Below are 21,684 nucleotides of genomic sequence, written 5' to 3'. Positions count from 1 at the left end.
GTTTACGGAAATAAGAAAATAATCCAGAAGCATAGACACTTACTGGATTATTTAAGAGTACGAAGCAAATTTTCTTTTACGCTTTCACGCGCTGAATGTAGTCACCAAATGCGGTCAGCTGACCGGTCAGATGGTCCAGCGTACTTTGGTCGATCACTTCGCCCGTCTGCGGGTCAACTTTGTTCTGAATGACGCCGCCCATAAATTCAGGCTTGTTCATAACCATGGCGTCAAGGAACACCAGGATCTGACGCAGATGGTACTGGCAGCGCGCGCCGCCAATGGCGCCCATGGAGCTGGTCTGAATCAGCACTGGTTTGCCCGATAACGGCTGATCCGGCAGACGAGACAGCCAGTCGATAGCGTTCTTCAGTCCGCCGGGTACTGAATAGTTATATTCCGGCGTCACGATGACAACACCGTCAGCCTTCCTGATTTGCTCTGCCAGCGCTTCTACGCTTGCCGGAAAACCTTCTTCCTGCTGGAGATCGGCATCGTACAGTGGGATATCACCAATCGATGGTAACGCGTTCACTTCCATGCCCGCTGGAGCAATCTTAGGCAGCGTACGGGCAACCATTCCATTAAACGAACCTTTGCGCAGACTTCCCAGTAACGTAACAACATTCAATGTTTCAGACATGGTAACTCCTGTTTCATCATGAAGGTTAAATCAGCTAAGCGTATAGCTCTTCGCTGCGCATAATTGAGAGAATCGAATCAGACGACCCGTAGGCTCATTGGCGCGAGTCTGGATATCCGGCAAACTTTTCCAGTCCTGTTTACCATCAAACTCCCAAACCTTGAGTTTTTCAATGGTTGGCGTAACCGCAACCGACCACACCAGCACATCTTCCGCATCGCAAATGGCTTCAACCTGCGCAACGTGGGCACATTTCAGACGTCCTGCACCGGGTAAAAGCTGGAGTTCGCGCGGGTCGTCATTGCACACATCGCCGGTGAGTTTGAGTACGCTCTGGCGCAACGTAATGAGCTGCGCGCGTGCTTCGTTGGGGTCGTTTTGATTGTTGATCCACAGATTTTCGTTGCTGGAGAAGCGCCAGGTTTCCGCTGAATTCGGATTGTGAAAGCCGCGGGTAGCCCGCTGAAGCTCCAAATCCAGGCCGCACGTTCCTTCCGTCGTTAGCGCAACGCCGACGATATTCCCGGCATAAGAAATCGAAAACCCCGGCAGGTTCGTATCGCGAAAAACGGGTTTTCCTTTGGCCTGAGTAACAATCTCGGGCAGCGTGCTGGTGCCGTAAAGCATAAACATCAGTTCGGCGAGAAGACTTCGGGAAGCCAGGAAACGTGTTCGGCGATGAACGGGTAGATCTCTTGCTTCGATATGACATGGAGAAGGGAGGCGAGCTGAAACCAGGTGTCCCTCCGTAAGAATCCCTCTGGCAAAATGTGTCGCCATTTGTCGCTCCGTGAGTAATGGTCCGTGATAATTACCAGAGTAACATTTACGCGCCTTCCAGGCAGGCTTTGCTGCCCAAAAAGTAAGCTGAAATGGAATACATTACGCGATATTTACATTTCTGTTGCCAGAATAGTCGATTCAGCAACAAAGTGGCGGCGGATCGTCAGGACATATCGCGATAAAGCGCCTTGATCGTGTCTTTCAACCAGACGATCTTAGGATTATGACTGTTACGTTTATGCCAAAGAAGGGTGAAGGGTACGCGCATTTTTTCCAACTGCGCGGCATCAAAAGGCATTGGGCGCGCCACCAGCGGAAGCTGGTGGAGTTGGTTATAACGCTGGCAATAAACCGGAGCTGTGGCTATCAGCGCGTGTTCCGGCTGGGCGGCCATGAACAGCGATTGCTCAAAACCGGGCAGACATAACGCGATATTGCGCGCGCGCCCCATCTCTTGCAGTACTTCATCCAACGCCCAGGTATCGCTTTGCTCCCAGCTAATGCTGATGTGCGGATAGCGCAGAAAAGTGTCCAGATTCCACTCTTCCTGCAGTGCGGGATGATCTTCACGTAGCCAGACGCAGGGCAGATCGGAAAACAGCACTTCATGGTCGATCGACAGCGGCAATAAACTTAACAGTTCACGCGAGCGTGGATGGCTTTCACGCCCGGTAAAACCGATATCCACTTCGCCGCGAATAATCGCATCCAGCGAATCATAGTCCCAGTTGCGAATTTTGATCGTCGCCTGAGGATAACGCTGATAAATCTGCCTGGAAAGCGCGTTGAACATGATCATCACCAGCGGCGTTTCGGCCACCAGATCAAACTTTAGCCCGCGCGGCGCTTCATGGTGTGGCTTATCCAGCAACTGGTTGCTCATCTGCATCCACTCTGCCAGGTTCTGTTCCATGCTGACCATCAGCGGCGTTGGCGTTAGCCCCAGCGGGGTGTTTACAAACAGCGGATCGTCAAACCAGGCCCTTAACTTCGACAACGATTTACTCACCGCCGACGGCGTGACGTTCATCCGTTTGGCGGTTTTGGTGACGCTGCGCTCCTGCATCAACAGCTGCAGGCAGAGTAATAAATTAAGATCGAGACTGCTGAGGGATTTCTTCATGAGTTGGCGCGGACCGGTTAGGTGCAACAGTGATAATCAGCATGATACTCACTATGCTACAGCCAATCAGAATCCCGATCAGCATATTCAACGCATCAAGGCCGAGCACCGCCGCCAGCCAAATCCACAGCGAGGAACCGCAAACCTGCGCAATACCTAACGCCGAGCTGGCAACGCCCGCGCGCAGCGAGAACGGACCCAGTGCCTGGCTCATGGCGACACCAAAACCAACCGAGAACCCCGCGCAGATTAAAGTCAGCCCAAACAGCGTTACTGCGTGTGAGGCGGCAAGGGTTAACACCACACCTGCACACAGAAACAGCACCTGCGAGGTCAACATCAGAACGCGAGGCTTAAACACGCTCAGAGCGAATGGTGTGGAGAAAGAGACAGCCATGCTGATGCCTGCGGTCATGGCCATGGTGGTGGCGTACTCGCCGCGGTCGAAGCCCATCACTTCCATCAACAGCACTGGGGAGGTATTCACGAAGGTCAGGATCACCGACACGCTGAGGGTGGTAATAGCCAGGCGGCTTAAGAAAAAGCGGTTAACCAGAGATTCGGACAGATGATTCTTTTCCGCAGAGGGCGGGAGCATCGCTGGGCGCGATTCTCGCAGGACAAACACCGACAGCAGGCAAACAGCCACCCCCATACCGATCATCGTGTAGAACAGGCTCTGCCACGGGTATTTGAGCATGATCAGATGCCCCATCACTGGAGCCAGCACCGGCACAATACAGGTAATTCCGTTCAACAGCGACAGTACCTTCGCCCGGCGGCGATCGTCGAGCGTATCGCGCAGAATAGCGAAGGCCACCACATAGCAGCAACCTGCGCCTGTGCCCTGAATAAAGCGGCCAATAAGAAACGGCGTACCGCTTTCGGCGAATGAACACAGCGCAGAGGCGAAAATAAAGATGAGGGCGCCGACAATAGCGACGGGTTTGCGTCCTGACCGATCGGCAATTTTTCCCGCGAACAGCATCGCCGTCGCCATTCCCGCCAGATAAACCGAAAACGCGATATGCAGTTGCGCCTCGCTGGCCTGTAAATCGGCAGCAATACGGGGCAGCCCTACCAGATACATATCAATACCGGCGGGATAAAGTAACACCAGGGCGAAACTGCAGATTAGAAAGCGTGTCATAGCGACCTCATGAGGAATGTGGCGCTAAGCATACGGTCATAGAGTCAACTGCACGAGTTGCCATTTGGACAACAGTAATTTCCTGAAAGGAAATTACTGTTGTGGATGCGATAACGATTCACTCGTTCCCGGTATTCAGTGTGTATTCGCATTTTGCCCAAAGGGGTTTAATGGCATAGGCCGCACCGTTGAACGGAAATTCTGCGTTTTTAGTTTGTTGAGCGTGTAACAGGGTGTCAATTTCCGTATTGATAATTGCTTTCGCTTTGGAGTGATATCGCTGTAGTGAAATCTTGCTTAACTTATCGGGTAATCTCACAAAGCTGTAGTTTTTGGCGGTATCGTAAACACCGTCTTTGACCTTCATTTTACTGCCGGAAGGGATGCCCATTTTAAGGTCATAGCTTTTAAGTCCAGCAATCCGTTCTGCTACGGTGATTTTTTCCGTTCGCTTAATATTCTTGCTGATCAGCAGCACTTTATTTCGTTGGTACCAGGCCTCAAATATTTGCACTTTGCCCACGTTTTCTTCATACGAGCGCCGATTTGATTCAGGAAACAGAAAACTATTCGAGTTGTGGATTTTTTGCTCGTTCTCGGTGAGTGAAGCCACGTTATCTTTGTTTTGCAATGCTTGCTCTGCCTGGGGGCGATAAATATGCAGCAGGCGATCGGCAAGTGTAAGCACTGCGTCATAAAGGGTGTTCGATTGGATGAGTTCCAATAGGTTATGGCGATCTATCGTGATTTGGCAAAATTCGCGATCCCAATCGATGGACTCATGCTCTTTTTTTTCTTCATCCTTTTGAGTTTTATCAGGTGAGATGGTTGTAAATTTCCAGCGATAGGGCGTTGTCTGCGGTGTCTTCAAATACTGCAGGATGTCAAAAAGCCAGTGGTGAATATCAGTGGCGTAAACGCCGATATAAACGTTCAGGATACGCTGAGCATCATGTTCTGATTCTTGAGCGATCACACTATCAATAAATGGTTCACAACCCTGTTTTTCAAGATGTTGCTTGATGGTTTTATAATCATAGCTTTCACGTATTCCTCTGAAGGCTAATCCACCGGAGATCTCCGCGAAGGGTGCCAGCCATTGAGGGAGTGCGCTGTGTTTTTGCCGATAATCCGCAATGAGAAGGAAAACGGTCTCGGATAAAATCGCCACTCTATCGATAGAAAAATAGTTATCTAATTTTTCTAATAGTAGGTTGCCGTGTGAATGGGCGATGGAAAGATCCTGATGGCAATAGCCCTGCCGCATTTCTGTCGGAATGGCGGGGCAACCGGTTTGACAGCTGGTCAAAATGGCAAACAGATCGTCACGAATAAATTGCTCACGGAGGGTAATCTGATGCTGGTAGACCCCTCTGCGTTGCTCAGGTGGATGATTCATCTCCCCCCATGTCTTCAGGCTGACGTTACCTTTATCAAAACCGTCATACAGTGGGTTCATAAATGCGAGAGCATTCATAAGAGGAGCCTCTTTTTCCTCCTCTGCGCCCACGACATAGTTATCTGATTTGAAAATCTCATTAATTTTAGCACTTTGGGCTTGCAGCGCAGTGAGGACGCGATGTTGTTCTTCAAACCAATGGCGGTAGTCGGCAAGGGTATAAAGATGGCGAGCTTTAAAGATAAGAAGAAGTAACTGCTCGCTTATCGCCTCGTATATATCCGCAAATGGGAGGCGATCGCCAGAGAGAAAATCGCTGAAAACCTGTTTTTGATGATCGGAAAGGGCCATTGATTCTCCATTTTTTGTGACTCTCGTCACAAAATTAACATGCGAATGCCGTGCCGAAAAAAGAGAGAACCCGGGAGGTACAATCATGACATTCTTCGAAGCTGCTTTGAAAATTATCAGCCTTTTTTTATAAGTCAATATATAAAACTAATACCAAATAAAAAATAATTTATTGAACCAAATAAGGCAAGTAATAAAAATATGCGAATTCTTTTTATAATAAATACTATTTTACATCAAATTATATAATTTATTTTTTATTTTGATTTATTTGGTGTGTTGAATATCATTGATGTCAGCGAGGCATGAGCCCGTTACGTTGATAAAGGTGATAAATATGTTTAGCGATCTCTTTGATTATATTCGTGAAAATCCTATCAAGTCTCTCGCGGTCGTGGCGGTGACCGTCGCGACCGGTGGCGCGGCAGCGGTCATGGCACCAGCCATAGGCGCAGCGGCGAGTGCTGCGGGGTTGGGCGTGGCCGGTGGGACCTTAAGCGGTGCGGCGGCCTCTTCTGCTGGACTCGCTACGTTAGGCGGTGGGAGCCTGGCTTCTGGTGGCCTGGGTATGGCGGGAGGAAAGGCCGTCGTCACCACGGTTGGCGCGGTCATTGGAGGCAGCACCTCCGGCAGTGTTGCCAAATCCTTATCAACTGATTAATACATTATTTGGAGGCAATTAATTATGGGTATTGTTGCGGCAGGTTTACGCGAGTGGAACTATCAAAAAATTAATCGATTAACTCGCGCCGGTTTTAGCGACGGCACTATCGCCAGTGCGATTAACGATGATCTAATCGAGCGCAATATTGCGTTCCCCTCACCGTTAACTGGCGGGGATGTTGAGTCATACAAAAAATTATCGTTTCTTGCAGGTGAGCGCTCGTTGATTTCAGAGTCTAAAATTCGCGCACTCACCGACGAGTGCGGGGCTGACGCCATGGAATGCTGATCATTTGGAGCCGCGGAGAATCCGAAAAGCAGGGATTCTCCGCTTTTTTTGTGCCTGCTTTTCGTTTCTCGACCCACGCACGATCTCAAATGAAAAGCCAAAATTTAGAGCCTACTTACCAATACAGAAACTGGAGAAAATCCGTCCAAGCAGATCGTCGGAGGTAAATTCCCCGGTGATCTCACTGAGGTTCTGCTGCGCCAGACGTAGCTCCTCTGCCAGAAGTTCTCCGGCCCATGCTCCGAGCAGTTGGGCTTTGCCTTGCTCAAGATGTTCCGCCGCTTCTGCCAGCGCCTGCAGATGACGACGGCGCGCCAGAAAGCCGCCTTCCATATTGGTTTCAAAGCCCATGCTCTGCTTGAGATGATTACGCAGCACGTCAACGCCTTCCCCGGTACGCGCGGAGAGGCGAACCAGTGAGTGGCCATTTACTTCGCTAAGGCCCAGCGTCTCACCGGTAATGTCCGCTTTGTTACGCACTACGGTAATCGGCAGTTTAGCTGGCAGACGGGCAATAAAGTCTGGCCAGATGTCAGCCGGGTCTACGGCGTCGGTGGTGGTGCCATCAACCATAAACAGTACTCGGTCGGCCTGTTCGATTTCCTGCCAGGCTCGTTCGATACCAATGCGTTCAACTTCATCGCTGGCATCACGCAGACCGGCTGTGTCGATGATATGCAGCGGCATCCCGTCGATATGAATATGCTCACGCAGCACATCGCGGGTTGTCCCGGCGATGTCGGTGACAATGGCTGCCTCACGGCCAGCCAGGGCGTTTAACAGGCTTGATTTCCCGGCGTTAGGACGCCCGGCAATCACCACCTTCATCCCTTCGCGCAGCAGGCTGCCCTGACGCGCTTCGGCACGAACGGCATCAAGATCGCTGATAACGCTGTTGAGTTGCGCTTCAATCTTGCCGTCAGACAGGAAGTCGATTTCTTCATCCGGAAAGTCGATCGCCGCTTCCACATAGATGCGCAGGTGAGTGAGCGCTTCCACAAGATGATTTACCCGTGCGGAAAATGCGCCCTGCAACGAGTTTAGCGCCGAGCGAGCGGCTTGCTCTGAGCTGGCATCGATCAGGTCGGCAATCGCCTCTGCCTGGGCTAAATCGAGCTTATCATTGAGAAATGCGCGCTCGGAGAATTCACCTGGTCTGGCAATGCGCAGCCCGGGAATGGTCAGAATACGTTTGAGCAGCAGATCAAGAATCACCGGGCCGCCGTGGCCCTGAAGCTCTAAAACGTCTTCGCCGGTAAAGGAGTTCGGGCCGGGGAACCACAGGGCAATCCCCTGATCCAGCGCGCTGCCATCCGCGTCTTTAAACGGCAGATAGTCGGCATAACGCGGTTTTGGCAGTTTTCCCAGTACGGTTTCTGCGACTTCACGTGCCTTCAGGCCGGAGATACGCAGGATACCCACGCCACCACGTCCCGGAGGGGTGGCCTGAGCGACGATGGTGTCGTTATGGCTCATGGTTTGTCTCTTCTTAATACAATAAAAAAGGCGGTCTAAAATGACCGCCCTTTACTTTATGTTCCGTTTGCCGGATGGCGGCTTCGCCTAATCCGGCCTACACCGAATCAGGAGTTTTTCTTCTCGCGGCTATGCAGCCCACGCTTCTCCAGACCACGGTAAATCAGCTGCTGCTGAATAATGGTTACCAGGTTGCTGACGATATAGTACAGCACCAGACCTGACGGGAACCACAGGAAGAACACGGTGAAGATGACCGGCATAAAGGTCATGATCTTCTGCTGCATCGGGTCGGTCACGGTGGTCGGAGACATCTTCTGAATGAAGAACATCGTCACGCCCATCAGGATCGGCAGGATGTAGTACGGGTCCTGTGCGGACAGGTCATGGATCCACAGAGCGAACGGCGCATGACGCAGTTCAATGGAGCCCATCAGCATGTAGTACAACGCCAGGAAGATTGGCATCTGGATGATCAGCGGGAAGCAGCCGCCCAGCGGGTTAACCTTCTCAGCTTTGTACAGGGCCATCATCTCTTGGCTCTGACGCTGTTTGTCATCGCCCAGACGCTCACGCATAGCCTGAATCTTAGGCTGCAGCATACGCATCTTCGCCATGGAGGTGTACTGCGCTTTGGTCAGCGGGTACATGATGCCACGAACGATAAAGGTGATAACGATGATGGAGAAGCCCCAGTTACCCAGGAAGCTATGGATCCACTTCAGCAGTTTAAACAGCGGCTGAGAGATGAACCACAGCCAGCCGTAATCCACGGTCAGATCCAGGTGCGGTGCAACGGCCGCCATTTTATCCTGAATTTCCGGGCCGACCCACAGGGTGCTGGTCATCGCGCCAGTCTGGCCAGGCTGAACCAGTACCGGCTGTGATTTATAGCCGATAGCGGCAATGCCGTTACCCAGATTAGCGGTGTAGAAATTGTTGGTACCGTCGTTACGCGGAACCCATGCCGTTGCGAAATACTGTTGCAACATTGCGACCCAGCCGTCTTTAGCGTTGACGTTCAGGTTTTCGTTTTCAGCAATGGTGTCGAATTTGTATTTCTCATACTTCTCATCCGGCGTGGAGTACGCCGCGCCACGGAAAGTGTGCAGCGCAAAGTTGCTGCTCCCGGTGTCGCGATGAGATGGCAGATTGATGGATTGCTTCAGCTGACCAAAGGTGGAGACTTCCAGCGGTTTTTCGCCGGCGTTCTGCACGCTGTAGTTAACGTTGACAGCATATTCACCACGCTTGAGGACAAACGTTTTAGTGAATGTGTTACCCGCTGCGTCAGTATAGGTCATCGGGATCTGCAGTTCGTTCTGACCGTCAGCCAGTACAAACGCGTCTTTTTCGACGTTGTACAGCGGACGCGGGCCGTTAGCCGGGTTATCCGGGCCGTCACGACCTGTCAGGCCACTCTGTGCCTGGTAGATGAACTGTGGCGTGGTTTCCAGTAACTGGAACGGTTCGGTAGAACCGAGTTCTTTCGGGTAAGCTGGCAGTGAAGCCTGTTCCACATCACCACCACGGGTGTTGATGGTCAGATCAAGCACGTCAGTTTTAACCGTAATCAGTTTCCCCTGGCCACTGGCCGGTACGCCCTGGTCTGCGGCGCTACCCGCTGCGGTGGTCGTTGTCTGCGTGGTCTGTTGGGCCTGAGGTTGCGGGTTTTTATCCTGCTCCCAGGCTTGCCAGATCATGAAAGACACGAACAGCAAAGCGATGACTAAAAGATTGCGTTGCGAATCCATCGTTAGTGTTCTCTGGTATCAAATGGTCCGGGCGGGACGGGATCGTCACCACCAGGGTGTAAAGGGTGGCATTTTAATACGCGTTTCACCGTCAACCAACTGCCTTTTATCACTCCAAACCTGCGCAATGCCTCAATTCCGTAGCTCGAACAGGTTGGAGTGAAACGGCAATGCGGCCCAAGCAGCGGACTGATCAGGCGTTGATAGACCCGAATGAGGGCTATCAGGACCCGCGAGCCAGGCGACAATGGCGACGCCATAATTTTTCCAACGCTTCCGAGAGAGCACGGTTATCGAGGTCAGCAACCCCTTTTTTCGCCACCACCACGAAATCCATTGCTGGAAGCTCGTGCTGACGTAAACGGAAGCTTTCACGCGTCAGACGTTTAATCCGATTGCGTTCATGCGCACGCTTAACATTTTTCTTGGCGACTGTAAGACCGATACGGGGATGCCCCAGCGAATTCAGGCGGCCGAGGATGGTGATTTGCGGCGTGCCAGCCCGTTGTGGCTGCTGGAAGACGAATGTGAAATGAGTGGGAGTTAACAAACGTAACTCCCTGGGAAATGCGAGCTTAACCACTCAGGGGCTAGCTTTTATTACTTAGAAACGGTCAGACGAGAACGGCCTTTAGCACGACGACGTGCCAGAACCTGACGACCATTTTTATTAGCCATACGAGCACGGAAGCCGTGAGAACGGTTGCGCTTCAGTACAGACGGTTGAAAAGTGCGTTTCATGGCGATTTCTACCTAAACTTGAATAAATTCACTGACTTTTGCGTATACCCGAACGAGTTTCGAACGACTTACGCCACAGTGTGGGTGATTAAAGAGGCCGGATTGTAATAATTGTACACTCCGGAGTCAATTCTCTTTCCTTATTTCCCGCTTTTTTCCGCACGGTTTCGCGTAAAAAACAGGCAGCGTTGACGCCGTAAGGCGACCGTTACTCGCTGGGGGTAAGAATTATACGGGCTGGTGGATAAAGCGCAAGGATCGCACGGGATCTTTATTAGATCGTTTAAGCAGTAAAGCATCTTTACTCATTAATTTTTTCAATATGCGCGCTAAAACCTGCAGCACTTCTCCAGGATCGTTTACACTTAGCCGATTCTGGATCATCCTGTGGATAAATCGGGAAGAATCTGTGAGAAACAGAAGATCTCTTTCTCAGTTTACGCTATGATCCGCGGTCCCGATCGTTTCAATGGATCCTGATCGGGGAAAAATTGCAGATAGCAATTCGCACGTCACCCTTTGCATAGGGTCTTGTCGATGTGCGTCAACAATCATGAATGTTTCAGCCTTTGTCATTTATCGACTTTTGTTCGAGTGGAGTCCGCCGTGTCACTTTCGCTTTGGCAGCAGTGTCTTGCCCGATTGCAGGATGAGTTACCAGCCACAGAGTTCAGTATGTGGATACGCCCGTTGCAGGCGGAACTGAGCGATAACACGCTGGCTTTGTATGCGCCAAACCGTTTCGTGCTCGATTGGGTAAGGGATAAATACCTTAATAATATTAATGGATTACTCAATAACTTCTGTGGAGCGGATGCCCCACAGCTGCGCTTTGAAGTCGGTACTAAACCCGTCACGCAAACGCTGAAGACGCCGGTGAACAACGTTGTTGCGCCCGCTTACGTAGCGCAGCAAGTGCAACCGCAACGCGCCGCTCCGGCAGCGCGCCCAGGCTGGGATAACGTCCCGGCCCCGGCAGAACCTACCTATCGTTCTAACGTCAACGTCAAACACACGTTTGATAACTTCGTTGAAGGTAAATCTAACCAACTGGCGCGCGCGGCGGCACGTCAGGTGGCGGACAATCCTGGCGGCGCCTACAATCCGTTATTCCTTTATGGCGGTACGGGTCTGGGTAAAACTCACCTGCTGCACGCCGTCGGTAACGGCATAATGGCGCGTAAGCCAAACGCGAAAGTGGTGTATATGCACTCCGAGCGTTTTGTGCAGGATATGGTTAAAGCCCTGCAAAACAACGCGATCGAAGAGTTTAAACGCTACTACCGCTCCGTTGACGCGCTGCTGATTGACGATATCCAGTTCTTCGCGAATAAAGAACGATCGCAGGAAGAGTTTTTCCACACCTTTAACGCCCTGCTGGAAGGCAATCAGCAGATCATCCTGACCTCGGATCGCTATCCGAAGGAGATCAACGGCGTTGAAGATCGTCTGAAATCCCGCTTCGGCTGGGGACTGACTGTGGCGATCGAACCACCTGAGCTGGAAACGCGCGTCGCGATCCTGATGAAAAAAGCCGACGAAAACGACATTCGTCTGCCCGGGGAAGTGGCGTTCTTTATTGCCAAACGTCTACGCTCTAACGTGCGTGAACTGGAAGGCGCATTGAACCGCGTGATCGCCAACGCCAATTTTACCGGCCGGGCGATTACTATCGATTTCGTGCGTGAAGCGCTGCGCGATCTGCTGGCTTTGCAGGAAAAACTGGTCACCATCGACAATATTCAGAAGACGGTGGCGGAGTATTACAAAATCAAAATTGCGGATCTGCTTTCTAAGCGTCGATCTCGCTCGGTAGCTCGTCCGCGCCAGATGGCGATGGCGCTGGCAAAAGAGCTCACTAACCACAGTCTGCCGGAAATTGGCGACGCGTTTGGTGGGCGTGACCATACTACCGTGCTTCATGCCTGCCGCAAGATTGAGCAGTTGCGTGAAGAAAGCCATGATATTAAAGAAGATTTCTCCAATTTAATCAGAACATTATCTTCGTGACGCTATGAAATTTACCGTTGAACGTGAACATTTATTAAAACCGCTTCAGCAGGTCAGCGGCCCGCTGGGTGGACGTCCTACACTGCCTATTCTCGGAAACCTGCTGCTGCAGGTTGCTGACGGTGCGCTTTCGCTGACCGGTACCGATCTCGAAATGGAGATGGTGGCGCGCGTGGCGCTGATCCAGCCGCATGAACCTGGTGCGACCACCGTTCCGGCGCGTAAATTCTTCGATATTTGCCGCGGGTTGCCGGAAGGCGCGGAGATTGCCGTTCAACTGGAAGGCGACCGTATGCTGGTGCGTTCTGGTCGCAGCCGTTTCTCGCTGTCTACGCTGCCTGCTGCCGACTTCCCGAATCTGGACGACTGGCAGAGCGAAGTCGAATTTACCCTGCCGCAGGCTACGATGAAGCGTCTGATTGAAGCCACGCAGTTTTCGATGGCGCATCAGGACGTACGTTACTACTTAAACGGCATGCTGTTTGAAACCGAAGGGGAAGAGCTGCGTACCGTGGCGACCGACGGTCACCGCCTGGCGGTCTGTTCAATGCCTGTCGGTCAGCCGTTGCCAAGCCATTCGGTGATCGTACCGCGTAAAGGCGTGATTGAACTGATGCGTATGCTCGACGGCGGTGATAACCCGCTGCGCGTGCAGATTGGCAGCAACAACATTCGTGCGCACGTGGGCGACTTTATCTTCACTTCCAAGCTGGTTGACGGTCGGTTCCCGGATTATCGCCGCGTATTGCCGAAGAATCCGGACAAACATCTGGAAGCCGGTTGCGATATCCTCAAACAGGCATTTGCTCGTGCGGCGATCCTCTCTAACGAGAAATTCCGCGGCGTGCGTCTGTATGTCAGCGAAAACCAGCTCAAAATCACCGCCAACAACCCGGAGCAGGAAGAAGCAGAAGAAATTCTGGATGTCTCCTATCCTGGTACTGAGCTGGAAATCGGCTTTAACGTGAGCTACGTACTGGACGTTCTGAACGCGCTGAAGTGCGAGAACGTGCGTATTCTGCTGACCGATTCCGTATCGAGCGTACAGATTGAAGATGCAGCGTCACAATCTGCAGCCTATGTCGTCATGCCTATGCGCTTGTAAAGAATATCGGGCTATCTTACTTGTTATTCTGGCTCCGGGCAGTGCTCGCAATCCTCACGTACTTCAGTACGCTCCGGTTGCTGTGCGCTGGCCGTAACCAGACTAACTGCGACGATAACGCCCTGGTTATGAGTTGATATGTCGCTATCCCGACTCCTGATTAAAGATTTCCGCAATATTGAAAATGCGGATCTCGCTTTATCTCCCGGCTTTAACTTTCTGGTTGGCGCGAACGGCAGCGGCAAAACCAGCGTGCTGGAAGCCATCTATACGCTCGGCCACGGCCGGGCGTTTCGCAGTTTGCAGATTGGTCGCGTCATTCGCCACGAGCAGGAGTCGTTTGTTTTACACGGGCGTTTGCAAGGGGAAGAGCGTGAGACGTCGATTGGTCTGACGAAAGACAAACTGGGCGACAGCAAAGTGCGTATTGACGGCACTGACGGGCACAAGGTTGCAGAACTGGCGCACCTGATGCCGATGCAACTGATCACGCCAGAGGGGTTTACTTTACTCAATGGCGGCCCCAAATATAGAAGAGCATTCCTTGACTGGGGATGCTTTCACAATGAAGCCGGATTTTTCACCGCCTGGAGCAACCTGAAACGACTGCTCAAGCAGCGTAATGCGGCGCTGCGCCAGGTGAGTCGTTATGAGCAACTGCGCCCGTGGGATAAAGAACTGATCCCGCTGGCGGAACAAATCAGCACCTGGCGCGCGGAGTACAGCGCCGGTATCGCGCAGGATATGGCGGATACCTGCCAGCAGTTTCTTCCCGAGTTTTCTCTCTCCTTCTCATTCCAGCGCGGCTGGGAGAAAGAGACTGATTATGCCGAAGTGCTGGAACGCAGTTTTGAACGCGATCGCATGTTGACCTACACCGCGCACGGCCCGCATAAGGCGGATTTCCGCATTCGTGCCGACGGTGCGCCGGTGGAAGACACGTTGTCGCGTGGGCAGCTAAAGCTGCTGATGTGCGCCTTACGTCTGGCGCAAGGGGAGTTCCTGACCCGTGAAAGCGGACGGCGCTGCCTGTACCTGATAGATGATTTTGCCTCTGAACTGGATGACGCGCGTCGCGGGCTGCTGGCCAGCCGCTTAAAAGCCACGCAATCTCAGGTCTTTGTCAGCGCAATCAGCGCTGAACACGTTATAGACATGTCCGATGAAAATTCGAAGATGTTTACCGTGGAAAAGGGTAAAATAACGGATTAACCCAAGATAAAATGAGCGAGAAACGTTGATGTCGAATTCTTATGACTCCTCCAGTATCAAAGTCCTGAAAGGACTGGATGCGGTGCGTAAGCGCCCTGGTATGTATATCGGCGACACGGATGACGGCACCGGTCTGCACCACATGGTATTCGAGGTGGTAGATAACGCTATCGACGAAGCGCTCGCGGGTCACTGTAAAGATATCGTGGTAACGATTCACGCTGATAACTCCGTGTCCGTTACCGATGATGGCCGTGGTATCCCGACCGGTATTCACCCGGAAGAAGGCGTTTCGGCGGCAGAAGTTATCATGACCGTTCTGCACGCAGGCGGTAAATTCGATGATAACTCCTATAAAGTTTCCGGCGGTTTGCACGGCGTGGGTGTTTCTGTCGTTAACGCCTTGTCGCAGAAACTGGAGCTGGTGATTCGTCGTGAAGGCAAAGTGCATCAGCAAACTTACGTGCACGGTGTGCCGCAGGCGCCACTGGCGGTAACCGGCGAAACAGAACTGACCGGGACTCAGGTCCGTTTCTGGCCAAGCCACGAAACCTTTACCAATGTCGTTGAGTTTGAATACGACATTCTGGCGAAGCGTCTACGTGAGCTGTCCTTCCTGAACTCCGGCGTCTCTATTCGTCTGCGCGACAAGCGCGACGGCAAAGAAGATCATTTCCACTATGAAGGTGGCATTAAGGCGTTTGTTGAATACCTCAACAAAAATAAAACGCCGATCCACCCGAATATCTTCTACTTCTCCACTGAAAAAGACGGTATCGGCGTTGAAGTTGCGCTGCAGTGGAACGATGGTTTCCAGGAAAACATCTACTGTTTCACCAACAACATTCCACAGCGTGACGGCGGTACTCACCTTGCAGGCTTCCGTGCGGCGATGACCCGTACCCTGAACGCCTACATGGACAAAGAAGGCTACAGCAAAAAAGCGAAAGTCAGCGCCACCGGTGACGATGCCCGTGAAGGTCTGATTGCCGTTGTTTCTGTGAAAGTACCGGATCCGAAGTTCTCCTCACAGACCAAAGATAAGCTAGTCTCCTCTGAGGTGAAATCGGCGGTAGAACAGCAGATGAACGAACTGCTGAGCGAATACCTGCTGGAAAACCCATCTGACGCGAAAATCGTCGTTGGCAAAATTATCGATGCTGCGCGTGCCCGTGAAGCTGCACGCCGCGCGCGTGAAATGACCCGTCGTAAAGGCGCGCTGGACTTAGCCGGTCTGCCGGGCAAGCTGGCGGACTGTCAGGAACGCGACCCAGCCCACTCTGAACTGTATCTGGTGGAAGGGGACTCCGCGGGCGGATCTGCGAAGCAGGGCCGTAACCGTAAAAACCAGGCGATTCTGCCGCTGAAGGGTAAAATCCTCAACGTCGAGAAAGCGCGCTTTGACAAGATGCTCTCCTCTCAGGAAGTCGCGACGCTGATCACCGCGCTCGGCTGTGGCATCGGTCGTGACGAGTACAACCCGGACAAACTGCGTTATCACAGCATCATCATCATGACCGATGCGGACGTCGACGGCTCGCACATTCGTACGCTGCTGTTGACCTTCTTTTATCGTCAGATGCCGGAAATCGTTGAGCGCGGCCACGTTTACATTGCACAGCCACCGCTGTACAAAGTGAAAAAAGGCAAGCAGGAACAGTACATTAAAGATGACGAAGCGATGGATCAGTACCAAATTTCTATCGCTCTGGATGGCGCAACGCTGCATACCAATGCCAGCGCACCAGCCCTGGCGGGTGAAGCATTAGAAAAACTGGTTTCTGAATACAACGCGACGCAGAAAATGATCGGCCGTATGGAACGTCGTTTCCCGAAAGCGCTGCTGAAAGAACTGGTTTATCAACCGACGCTGGCTGAAGACTGCCTGTCTGATGAAGCGAAAGTGACGGCCTGGGTTTCCCAGTTGGTTAACGTGCTGAATGAAAAAGAAATGCACGGCAGCACCTGGAACAGCTTCGTGCGTAAAGACGCTGAACTGAACCTGTTCGAACCGGTGATCCGTGTGCGTACCCACGGTGTCGATACCGATTATCCGCTGGAGCATGAATTTGTGACCGGTGGCGAATACCGTCGTATTTGTACGCTCGGCGAGAAGCTGCGCGGGCTGATCGAAGACGATGCGTTTATCGAACGTGGCGAACGTCGTCAGCCAGTAGCAAGCTTTGAGCAGGCGCTGGAATGGTTGCAGAAAGAGTCTCGTCGTGGTCTCGCTATCCAGCGTTATAAAGGTCTGGGTGAGATGAACCCAGAACAGCTGTGGGAAACCACCATGGACCCGGAAAGCCGTCGCATGCTGCGCGTTACCGTGAAGGATGCGATCGCCGCCGACCAGCTGTTCACCACGCTGATGGGTGATGCCGTTGAACCTCGTCGTGCGTTTATCGAAGAAAACGCCCTGAAAGCGGCGAACATCGATATTTAACCTGCACCCGGGCCTGCTCCTGTAGGCCTGTGACCGATCGACAAAAGGGGAATCTCGATTCCCCTTTCTATCCCCCTTTTCGTAGCTGTTTTTTGAGCGGAATCGCGTTAGCATGAGGACGGACTCATTTCATCCGGGGAACTCATGGCTATCAAACTTATTGCTATCGACATGGATGGCACACTTCTGCTGCCCGATCACACCATTTCACCTGCGGTCAAAACGGCGATTGCCGCGGCGCGCGCGCGTGGCGTGAATGTGGTGCTGACTACGGGGCGCCCGTATGCCGGCGTTCATAGCTATCTGAAAGAACTACATATGGAACAACCCGGTGACTACTGCATTACCTATAACGGTGCGCTGGTGCAGAAAGCGGGGGATGGCAGTACCGTGGCGCAAACCGCGCTGAGCTATGATGATTATCGTTACCTGGAGCAACTCTCCCGGGAAGTTGGCTCGCATTTCCACGCCCTCGATCGCAATACGCTGTATACCGCGAACCGTGATATCAGCTACTACACGGTGCACGAATCGTTTGTTGCGACGATTCCGTTGGTGTTCTGCGAAGCCGAGAAAATGGATCCCGCAACCCAGTTTCTGAAAGTGATGATGATTGACGAGCCGGAGATCCTTGATAAAGCCATTTCGCGCATACCTGCGGAAGTAAAAGAGAAGTACACCGTGCTGAAAAGTGCGCCGTATTTCCTCGAAATCCTCGATAAACGCGTCAATAAAGGGACTGGCGTAAAATCGCTGGCCGATGCGTTGGGCATTAAAGCCGAAGAGGTGATGGCGATTGGCGATCAGGAAAACGACATTGCGATGATTGAATACGCAGGCGTGGGCGTTGCCATGGATAACGCTATTCCATCAGTCAAAGAAATCGCCAACTTTGTGACCAAATCCAACCTTGAAGATGGCGTCGCGTATGCCATTGAGAAGTTTGCGCTGCAATAAGATGTTATGGGCAAATGCTTCGCCGTATTTGCCCTGTTTCAGCTATGATTTGTGGTGCTGAATGGTCTCCTTGGGGAATGTGCGCCACGCCGCTGCGCATTATCCATTTACGGGAAAACGCCGATGTCAGGGCGCGACTTTTCAGGATTTTGCCATACAGTTTGAGGCGTAACTTGCGGGTGGCGTTGCGGTAGGCGTGATTCATATCTGGCGTATCCCGCAGGAGTACAGATTTGAGGATCTCCGCGCTGTCCAGCGCATAGCTAATCCCTTCCAGCGAACTGGCGCTGATAAATCCGGCCGCTTCACCAATCAAGAACGCGTTATCTTCGCCGCAGACGAAGTCTTTCCAGCGTGAGGGGAACAGCACCGTACATTTTTCGCTTTTCACCGGTTTGCCGAACTGGAAATGGAACGCTTCCAGCTTCTCTTTCAGCGCGTCAAAGCGCGCCTGGCCGTCCTTCATGGGGTACGCGCCGCCAAAGATAAAATAGCCGTCTTTGCTGATACTCCAGGAATAACAGTCGGTTGCGTCATTATCAAAAATACAGGAATAGAACGGGACAGGATGTTTTTCCGCAAACCATTGTTGAATAGCGACATATTTACGGATTTGGTGCTGGGGATAGAGATGACGGCGTACCAGTGAATTCGCTCCGTCGGCACCTACCAGATAACGCGCGGTGATCTGCTGCTCCCAACCGTCGGCGCGGAAGATTACATGCCATTTATCGCCCTCGCGCCAGATTTTCCGACACAGGCTGTCGTGGTACACCTGTACATCGTCAGGAATGAGCGATTTAAGCCATAAATCAAACGCATGGCGATTGATATTAATGTAGCTGCGTTGGTAGTTACGCGTCAAAGAAGCGGCAACATCAACCGTTTTAACGCTAAATATCTGCGGGTTGGCGATGACATTAACGGGTAAGGTTATCCCGTCGCGGATAAACGAACGCTGGGCATCCGGGGCCAGCAGACCGCCGCAGGGTTTGGTAAAACCTTCGTTGCCGCACTGGCGTTTTTTATCCAACGCGATCACGCGCATTTTTCCACTCAACTGCCGCGCCAGCGCTGCGCCTGCCGGGCCTAATCCGATAATCGCTACGTCAAAATGTTCCATCTTTCTGTCCGCAAAAAATGAAGATAGCGATACGCTAAAGCCTGAAAGTGAAGTGCTTGTGAAGTATGATTGCTCAAATCGTCTTGTATCAGGGCATCCCATGAAGCAAATCACCTTTACGCCGCGTAATCATCAGCTTACCAATATCAATACCTGGACACCGGACAGCCAGTGGCTGGTCTTTGATGTGCGCCCCTCCGGCGCCTCTTTTACCGGTGAAACAATTGAGCGCGTCAATATCCATACTGGCGAGCTGGAGGTGATTTACCGGGCTACTCAGGGATCGCACATTGGCGTGGTGACCGTTCATCCAAAGTCGGAAAAATATGTATTTATTCATGGGCCTGAAAATCCTGATGAAACATGGCATTACGACTTCCATCATCGGCGTGGGGTGATTGCTTCGCAGGCTGGGATGGAGAATCTGGATGCGATGGATATTACTGCGCCATATACGCCGGGCGCGCTGCGCGGCGGCAGTCATGTGCATGTTTTTAGCCCGAACGGCGAGTTTGTCAGTTTTACCTATAACGACCATGTGCTGCATGAGCGCTCTCCGGCGCTCGATTTACGCAACGTCGGCGTGGCTGCGCCGTATGGTCCGGTGAATGTTTCCTCGCAGCATCCCCGTGAATATAGCGGTAGCTACTGGTGCGTGCTGGTGAGTCAGACGACGCCAGCGCCAAAGCCGGGGAGCGATGAGATTAACCGCGCCTATGAAGAGGGCTGGGTGGGGGAAAACAGACTGGCGTTTATCGGCGATACGTTGTCCGCCTCTGGTGAGAAGGTGCCGGAGCTGTTTATTGTTGATTTGCCACAGGATGAAAGCGGCTGGAAACAGCCTGGCGACGAGCCGCTGGAGGGGACTGAGGCGACAATGCCTGCGCCGCCATCCGGCATAACTCAACGCCGCCTGACGTTTACCCATGAGCACGCCTTTCCTGGGCTGGTTAATCAGCCGCGCCACTGGGTGCGCAGTAATCCAGGAGCCTCTGAGATTGCGTTTTTAATGCGCGATGATCGTGGTGTTGTGCAACTGTGGCTGATTTCCCCACAAGGAGGGGAGCCGCGTCAGCTTACCCGCTGCGTCACGGATATTCAGTCAGCGTTCAACTGGCATCCGTCGGGGAAATGGCTGGGATTTGTACTGCAGAACAAAATCGCCTGTTGTGATGCTCTTACGGGAGAGATTGATTTTTTAACGGATCATCATGGCAACCCGCCGTCAGGCGACGCGATCGTCTTTTCTCCTGACGGTCAATGGGTTGCGTGGATGGAAGACGTCGAGGGTTTCCGCCAGTTATGGGTGACAGAAACCAGGCGCTAGCTTAAGGCGCGGTCATTTCAGCCGGGGGAATAACCGCGTTTGTGGCCTGCGTTCTCTCCTCGCTTTTTTCTACGCGGGATCTCACCGAGTTGTCTTTGCGAAAGAGATCCCACGGAAGCAATACCGTATCCAGTACGGCGGTAAACGGCATATCCAGAATCGCCAGCGACTTGGTTCCCCAGTTTGTATCACTTTCGCTAATCATTGTGGCGCTGGCGCGCGTGCCAGGATACGTCCCTTCCTTGCCTCCGGTATGCGACATAATGCTGGAACAGCCGCTCAAAAACGCCATCCCGCTGCACATTGCCAGTGTTACCAACATTTTTTTTATCATCATTTATTCATCTGTATTTATCGTGTTTGCATGGTGAGTTAAAGCGATCCGTTGCGAAAATAACATCACCATTTCGTCGCACTGTGGCGGCTATCGCGATTTAACGATAACAACTGCTTCCCCCAGTGTATGCAATAGACACCAAACTGCAAAAAAAGTCAGATGAATACGCTTGAAAAGTTTGTATTAAGACCCATTTTTAGAGTGTAGACAAATGAAGGGCATGCCTGATGGGTGTCCTGGCTACCTGACCTGTCCATGATGGAAGGTCGATTATTCTCGCTGATTTCAGGAGCTATTGATTATGCGTAACTTTGATTTATCCCCGCTGTACCGTTCTGCTATTGGTTTTGATCGCCTGTTTAACCTGCTGGAAAACAATCAGGGCCAGAGCAATGGCGGCTACCCTCCGTATAACGTTGAGCTGGTAGACGAAAACCATTACCGCATTGCGATTGCCGTTGCCGGTTTTGCTGAAAGCGAACTGGAAATTACTGCCCAGGACAATCTGCTGGTGGTGAAAGGCGCTCATGCGGACGATCAAAAAGAACGTACTTACCTGTATCAGGGCATTGCCGAGCGCAACTTCGAACGTAAGTTCCAGTTAGCGGAGAACATTCATGTTCGCGGCGCAAACCTGGTGAATGGTCTGCTGTATATCGATCTTGAGCGCGTGATTCCCGAAGCGAACAAGCCGCGCCGCATCGAAATCAACTAATTTTGTGGGCCGCTGCAGGCGGCCCTGCTAAGTCATCGGCTTGCCGTCAGGGAGCCGAAAAGTACCTACTCGCTTCTTAGAAG

Annotated in this window: 22 protein-coding genes and 1 other annotated feature; of the genes, 9 read left to right on the top strand and 13 right to left on the bottom strand. The window is 52.2% G+C overall.

Going from position 1 to position 21,684, the window contains the following annotated elements; translation table 11 throughout:
* Nucleotides 1-76 precede the first annotated feature (76 nt).
* The 5 genes from OGV80_RS08520 to OGV80_RS08500 form a co-directional block, all read right to left on the bottom strand.
* A complete protein-coding gene (locus tag OGV80_RS08520) occupies nucleotides 77-643 on the bottom strand; it encodes an NADPH-dependent FMN reductase (RefSeq protein ID WP_003827046.1) in 567 nt (188 codons plus the stop codon).
* Nucleotides 644-673: 30 nt separating this feature from the next.
* Nucleotides 674-1,423, bottom strand: coding sequence for a 4'-phosphopantetheinyl transferase family protein (locus tag OGV80_RS08515; RefSeq protein WP_043018815.1), 750 nt, complete (start codon nucleotides 1,421-1,423; stop codon nucleotides 674-676).
* 166 nt (nucleotides 1,424-1,589) lie between these two features.
* Nucleotides 1,590-2,549 (bottom strand): HTH-type transcriptional regulator YidZ, encoded by a 960-nt coding sequence (gene yidZ / locus OGV80_RS08510; protein WP_043018814.1) that lies wholly within the window; start codon nucleotides 2,547-2,549, stop codon nucleotides 1,590-1,592.
* Nucleotides 2,518-3,699, bottom strand: coding sequence for an MFS transporter (locus tag OGV80_RS08505; RefSeq protein ID WP_043018813.1), 1,182 nt, complete (start codon nucleotides 3,697-3,699; stop codon nucleotides 2,518-2,520). Before OGV80_RS08505 ends, yidZ begins: the two co-directional genes overlap by 32 nt.
* A 118-nt stretch (nucleotides 3,700-3,817) precedes the next feature.
* Complete coding sequence (locus OGV80_RS08500) at nucleotides 3,818-5,449, bottom strand: hypothetical protein (RefSeq protein WP_087052865.1); 1,632 nt, start codon at nucleotides 5,447-5,449, stop codon at nucleotides 3,818-3,820.
* A 337-nt stretch (nucleotides 5,450-5,786) separates the two neighbouring features.
* On the opposite strand from OGV80_RS08500, the gene OGV80_RS08495 reads away from it, so the two are divergent.
* Both OGV80_RS08495 and OGV80_RS08490 read left to right on the top strand, forming a co-directional pair.
* The gene (locus OGV80_RS08495) at nucleotides 5,787-6,110 is read left to right on the top strand and encodes a hypothetical protein (RefSeq protein ID WP_087052864.1); all 324 of its coding nucleotides are present in this window, start codon (nucleotides 5,787-5,789) and stop codon (nucleotides 6,108-6,110) included.
* A 24-nt stretch (nucleotides 6,111-6,134) separates the two neighbouring features.
* Complete coding sequence (locus tag OGV80_RS08490) at nucleotides 6,135-6,401, top strand: hypothetical protein (protein WP_087052863.1); 267 nt, start codon at nucleotides 6,135-6,137, stop codon at nucleotides 6,399-6,401.
* A 111-nt stretch (nucleotides 6,402-6,512) separates the two neighbouring features.
* On the opposite strand, the gene mnmE is transcribed toward OGV80_RS08490, so the two are convergent.
* From mnmE to OGV80_RS24490, 6 genes are all read right to left on the bottom strand, one after another.
* Entirely contained in the window at nucleotides 6,513-7,877 is a 1,365-nt protein-coding gene (gene mnmE / locus OGV80_RS08485; protein WP_032945460.1) for a tRNA uridine-5-carboxymethylaminomethyl(34) synthesis GTPase MnmE, read from the bottom strand.
* 107 nt (nucleotides 7,878-7,984) lie between these two features.
* Nucleotides 7,985-9,631, bottom strand: coding sequence for a membrane protein insertase YidC (gene yidC, locus OGV80_RS08480; RefSeq protein ID WP_003023844.1), 1,647 nt, complete (start codon nucleotides 9,629-9,631; stop codon nucleotides 7,985-7,987).
* A gap of 2 nt (nucleotides 9,632-9,633) precedes the next feature.
* Nucleotides 9,634-9,891, bottom strand: a complete 258-nt coding sequence (gene yidD / locus OGV80_RS08475; RefSeq protein WP_003023846.1) for a membrane protein insertion efficiency factor YidD — start codon at nucleotides 9,889-9,891, stop codon at nucleotides 9,634-9,636.
* Nucleotides 9,855-10,214: a ribonuclease P protein component gene (gene rnpA / locus OGV80_RS08470; protein WP_003844432.1), complete on the bottom strand. Its 360-nt coding sequence runs from the start codon at nucleotides 10,212-10,214 to the stop codon at nucleotides 9,855-9,857. Before rnpA ends, yidD begins: the two co-directional genes overlap by 37 nt.
* Before the next feature lie 17 nt (nucleotides 10,215-10,231).
* Complete coding sequence (rpmH, locus tag OGV80_RS08465) at nucleotides 10,232-10,372, bottom strand: 50S ribosomal protein L34 (protein ID WP_003023858.1); 141 nt, start codon at nucleotides 10,370-10,372, stop codon at nucleotides 10,232-10,234.
* A gap of 228 nt (nucleotides 10,373-10,600) precedes the next feature.
* Nucleotides 10,601-10,681: a hypothetical protein gene (locus OGV80_RS24490; protein ID WP_418221920.1), complete on the bottom strand. Its 81-nt coding sequence runs from the start codon at nucleotides 10,679-10,681 to the stop codon at nucleotides 10,601-10,603.
* A 297-nt stretch (nucleotides 10,682-10,978) separates the two neighbouring features.
* On the opposite strand from OGV80_RS24490, the gene dnaA reads away from it, so the two are divergent.
* The 5 genes from dnaA (at nucleotide 10,979) to yidA (ending at nucleotide 18,099) form a co-directional block, all read left to right on the top strand.
* The gene (dnaA, locus tag OGV80_RS08460; protein WP_043018810.1) at nucleotides 10,979-12,382 is read left to right on the top strand and encodes a chromosomal replication initiator protein DnaA; all 1,404 of its coding nucleotides are present in this window, start codon (nucleotides 10,979-10,981) and stop codon (nucleotides 12,380-12,382) included.
* A gap of 4 nt (nucleotides 12,383-12,386) precedes the next feature.
* Nucleotides 12,387-13,487, top strand: coding sequence for a DNA polymerase III subunit beta (gene dnaN / locus OGV80_RS08455; RefSeq protein WP_005121477.1), 1,101 nt, complete (start codon nucleotides 12,387-12,389; stop codon nucleotides 13,485-13,487).
* Nucleotides 13,488-13,625: 138 nt separating this feature from the next.
* Nucleotides 13,626-14,699, top strand: a complete 1,074-nt coding sequence (gene recF, locus OGV80_RS08450; RefSeq protein ID WP_003844434.1) for a DNA replication/repair protein RecF — start codon at nucleotides 13,626-13,628, stop codon at nucleotides 14,697-14,699.
* Between the two features lie 28 nt (nucleotides 14,700-14,727).
* A complete protein-coding gene (gene gyrB / locus OGV80_RS08445) occupies nucleotides 14,728-17,142 on the top strand; it encodes a DNA topoisomerase (ATP-hydrolyzing) subunit B (protein WP_043018809.1) in 2,415 nt (804 codons plus the stop codon).
* 144 nt (nucleotides 17,143-17,286) lie between these two features.
* Nucleotides 17,287-18,099, top strand: a complete 813-nt coding sequence (yidA, locus tag OGV80_RS08440; RefSeq protein ID WP_047407708.1) for a sugar-phosphatase — start codon at nucleotides 17,287-17,289, stop codon at nucleotides 18,097-18,099.
* Nucleotides 18,100-18,103: 4 nt separating this feature from the next.
* Here yidA and cbrA read toward each other — a convergent pair whose 3' ends face one another.
* Nucleotides 18,104-19,222 (bottom strand): colicin M resistance lipid reductase CbrA, encoded by a 1,119-nt coding sequence (gene cbrA / locus OGV80_RS08435; protein WP_087052862.1) that lies wholly within the window; start codon nucleotides 19,220-19,222, stop codon nucleotides 18,104-18,106.
* 100 nt (nucleotides 19,223-19,322) lie between these two features.
* Between cbrA and OGV80_RS08430 the strand changes: the two genes are divergently transcribed.
* Complete coding sequence (locus OGV80_RS08430) at nucleotides 19,323-20,549, top strand: YidR family protein (protein WP_087052861.1); 1,227 nt, start codon at nucleotides 19,323-19,325, stop codon at nucleotides 20,547-20,549.
* 1 nt (nucleotide 20,550) lies between these two features.
* Here the strand turns inward: OGV80_RS08430 and OGV80_RS08425 are convergent, their stop codons facing one another.
* Nucleotides 20,551-20,883, bottom strand: a complete 333-nt coding sequence (locus OGV80_RS08425; RefSeq protein ID WP_167373431.1) for a YceK/YidQ family lipoprotein — start codon at nucleotides 20,881-20,883, stop codon at nucleotides 20,551-20,553.
* A 238-nt stretch (nucleotides 20,884-21,121) separates the two neighbouring features.
* Nucleotides 21,122-21,194: a sequence feature (ROSE (Repression Of Heat Shock gene Expression) occurs in the 5'-region of heat shock genes and acts as an RNA thermometer to modulate expression.), on the top strand.
* On the opposite strand from OGV80_RS08425, the gene ibpA reads away from it, so the two are divergent.
* Complete coding sequence (gene ibpA, locus OGV80_RS08420; protein ID WP_003023882.1) at nucleotides 21,188-21,601, top strand: small heat shock chaperone IbpA; 414 nt, start codon at nucleotides 21,188-21,190, stop codon at nucleotides 21,599-21,601. Its footprint overlaps the feature before it by 7 nt.
* Nucleotides 21,602-21,684: the final 83 nt, after the last annotated feature.

It is taken from the genome of Citrobacter sp. Ce119 (assembly GCF_030334525.1).
In the GTDB taxonomy this organism is placed as follows: Bacteria; Pseudomonadota; Gammaproteobacteria; order Enterobacterales; family Enterobacteriaceae; genus Citrobacter; species Citrobacter europaeus.
The sequence above is the reverse complement of the archived record's forward strand: the minus strand, read 5'-3'. Positions and strand labels throughout refer to the sequence as shown.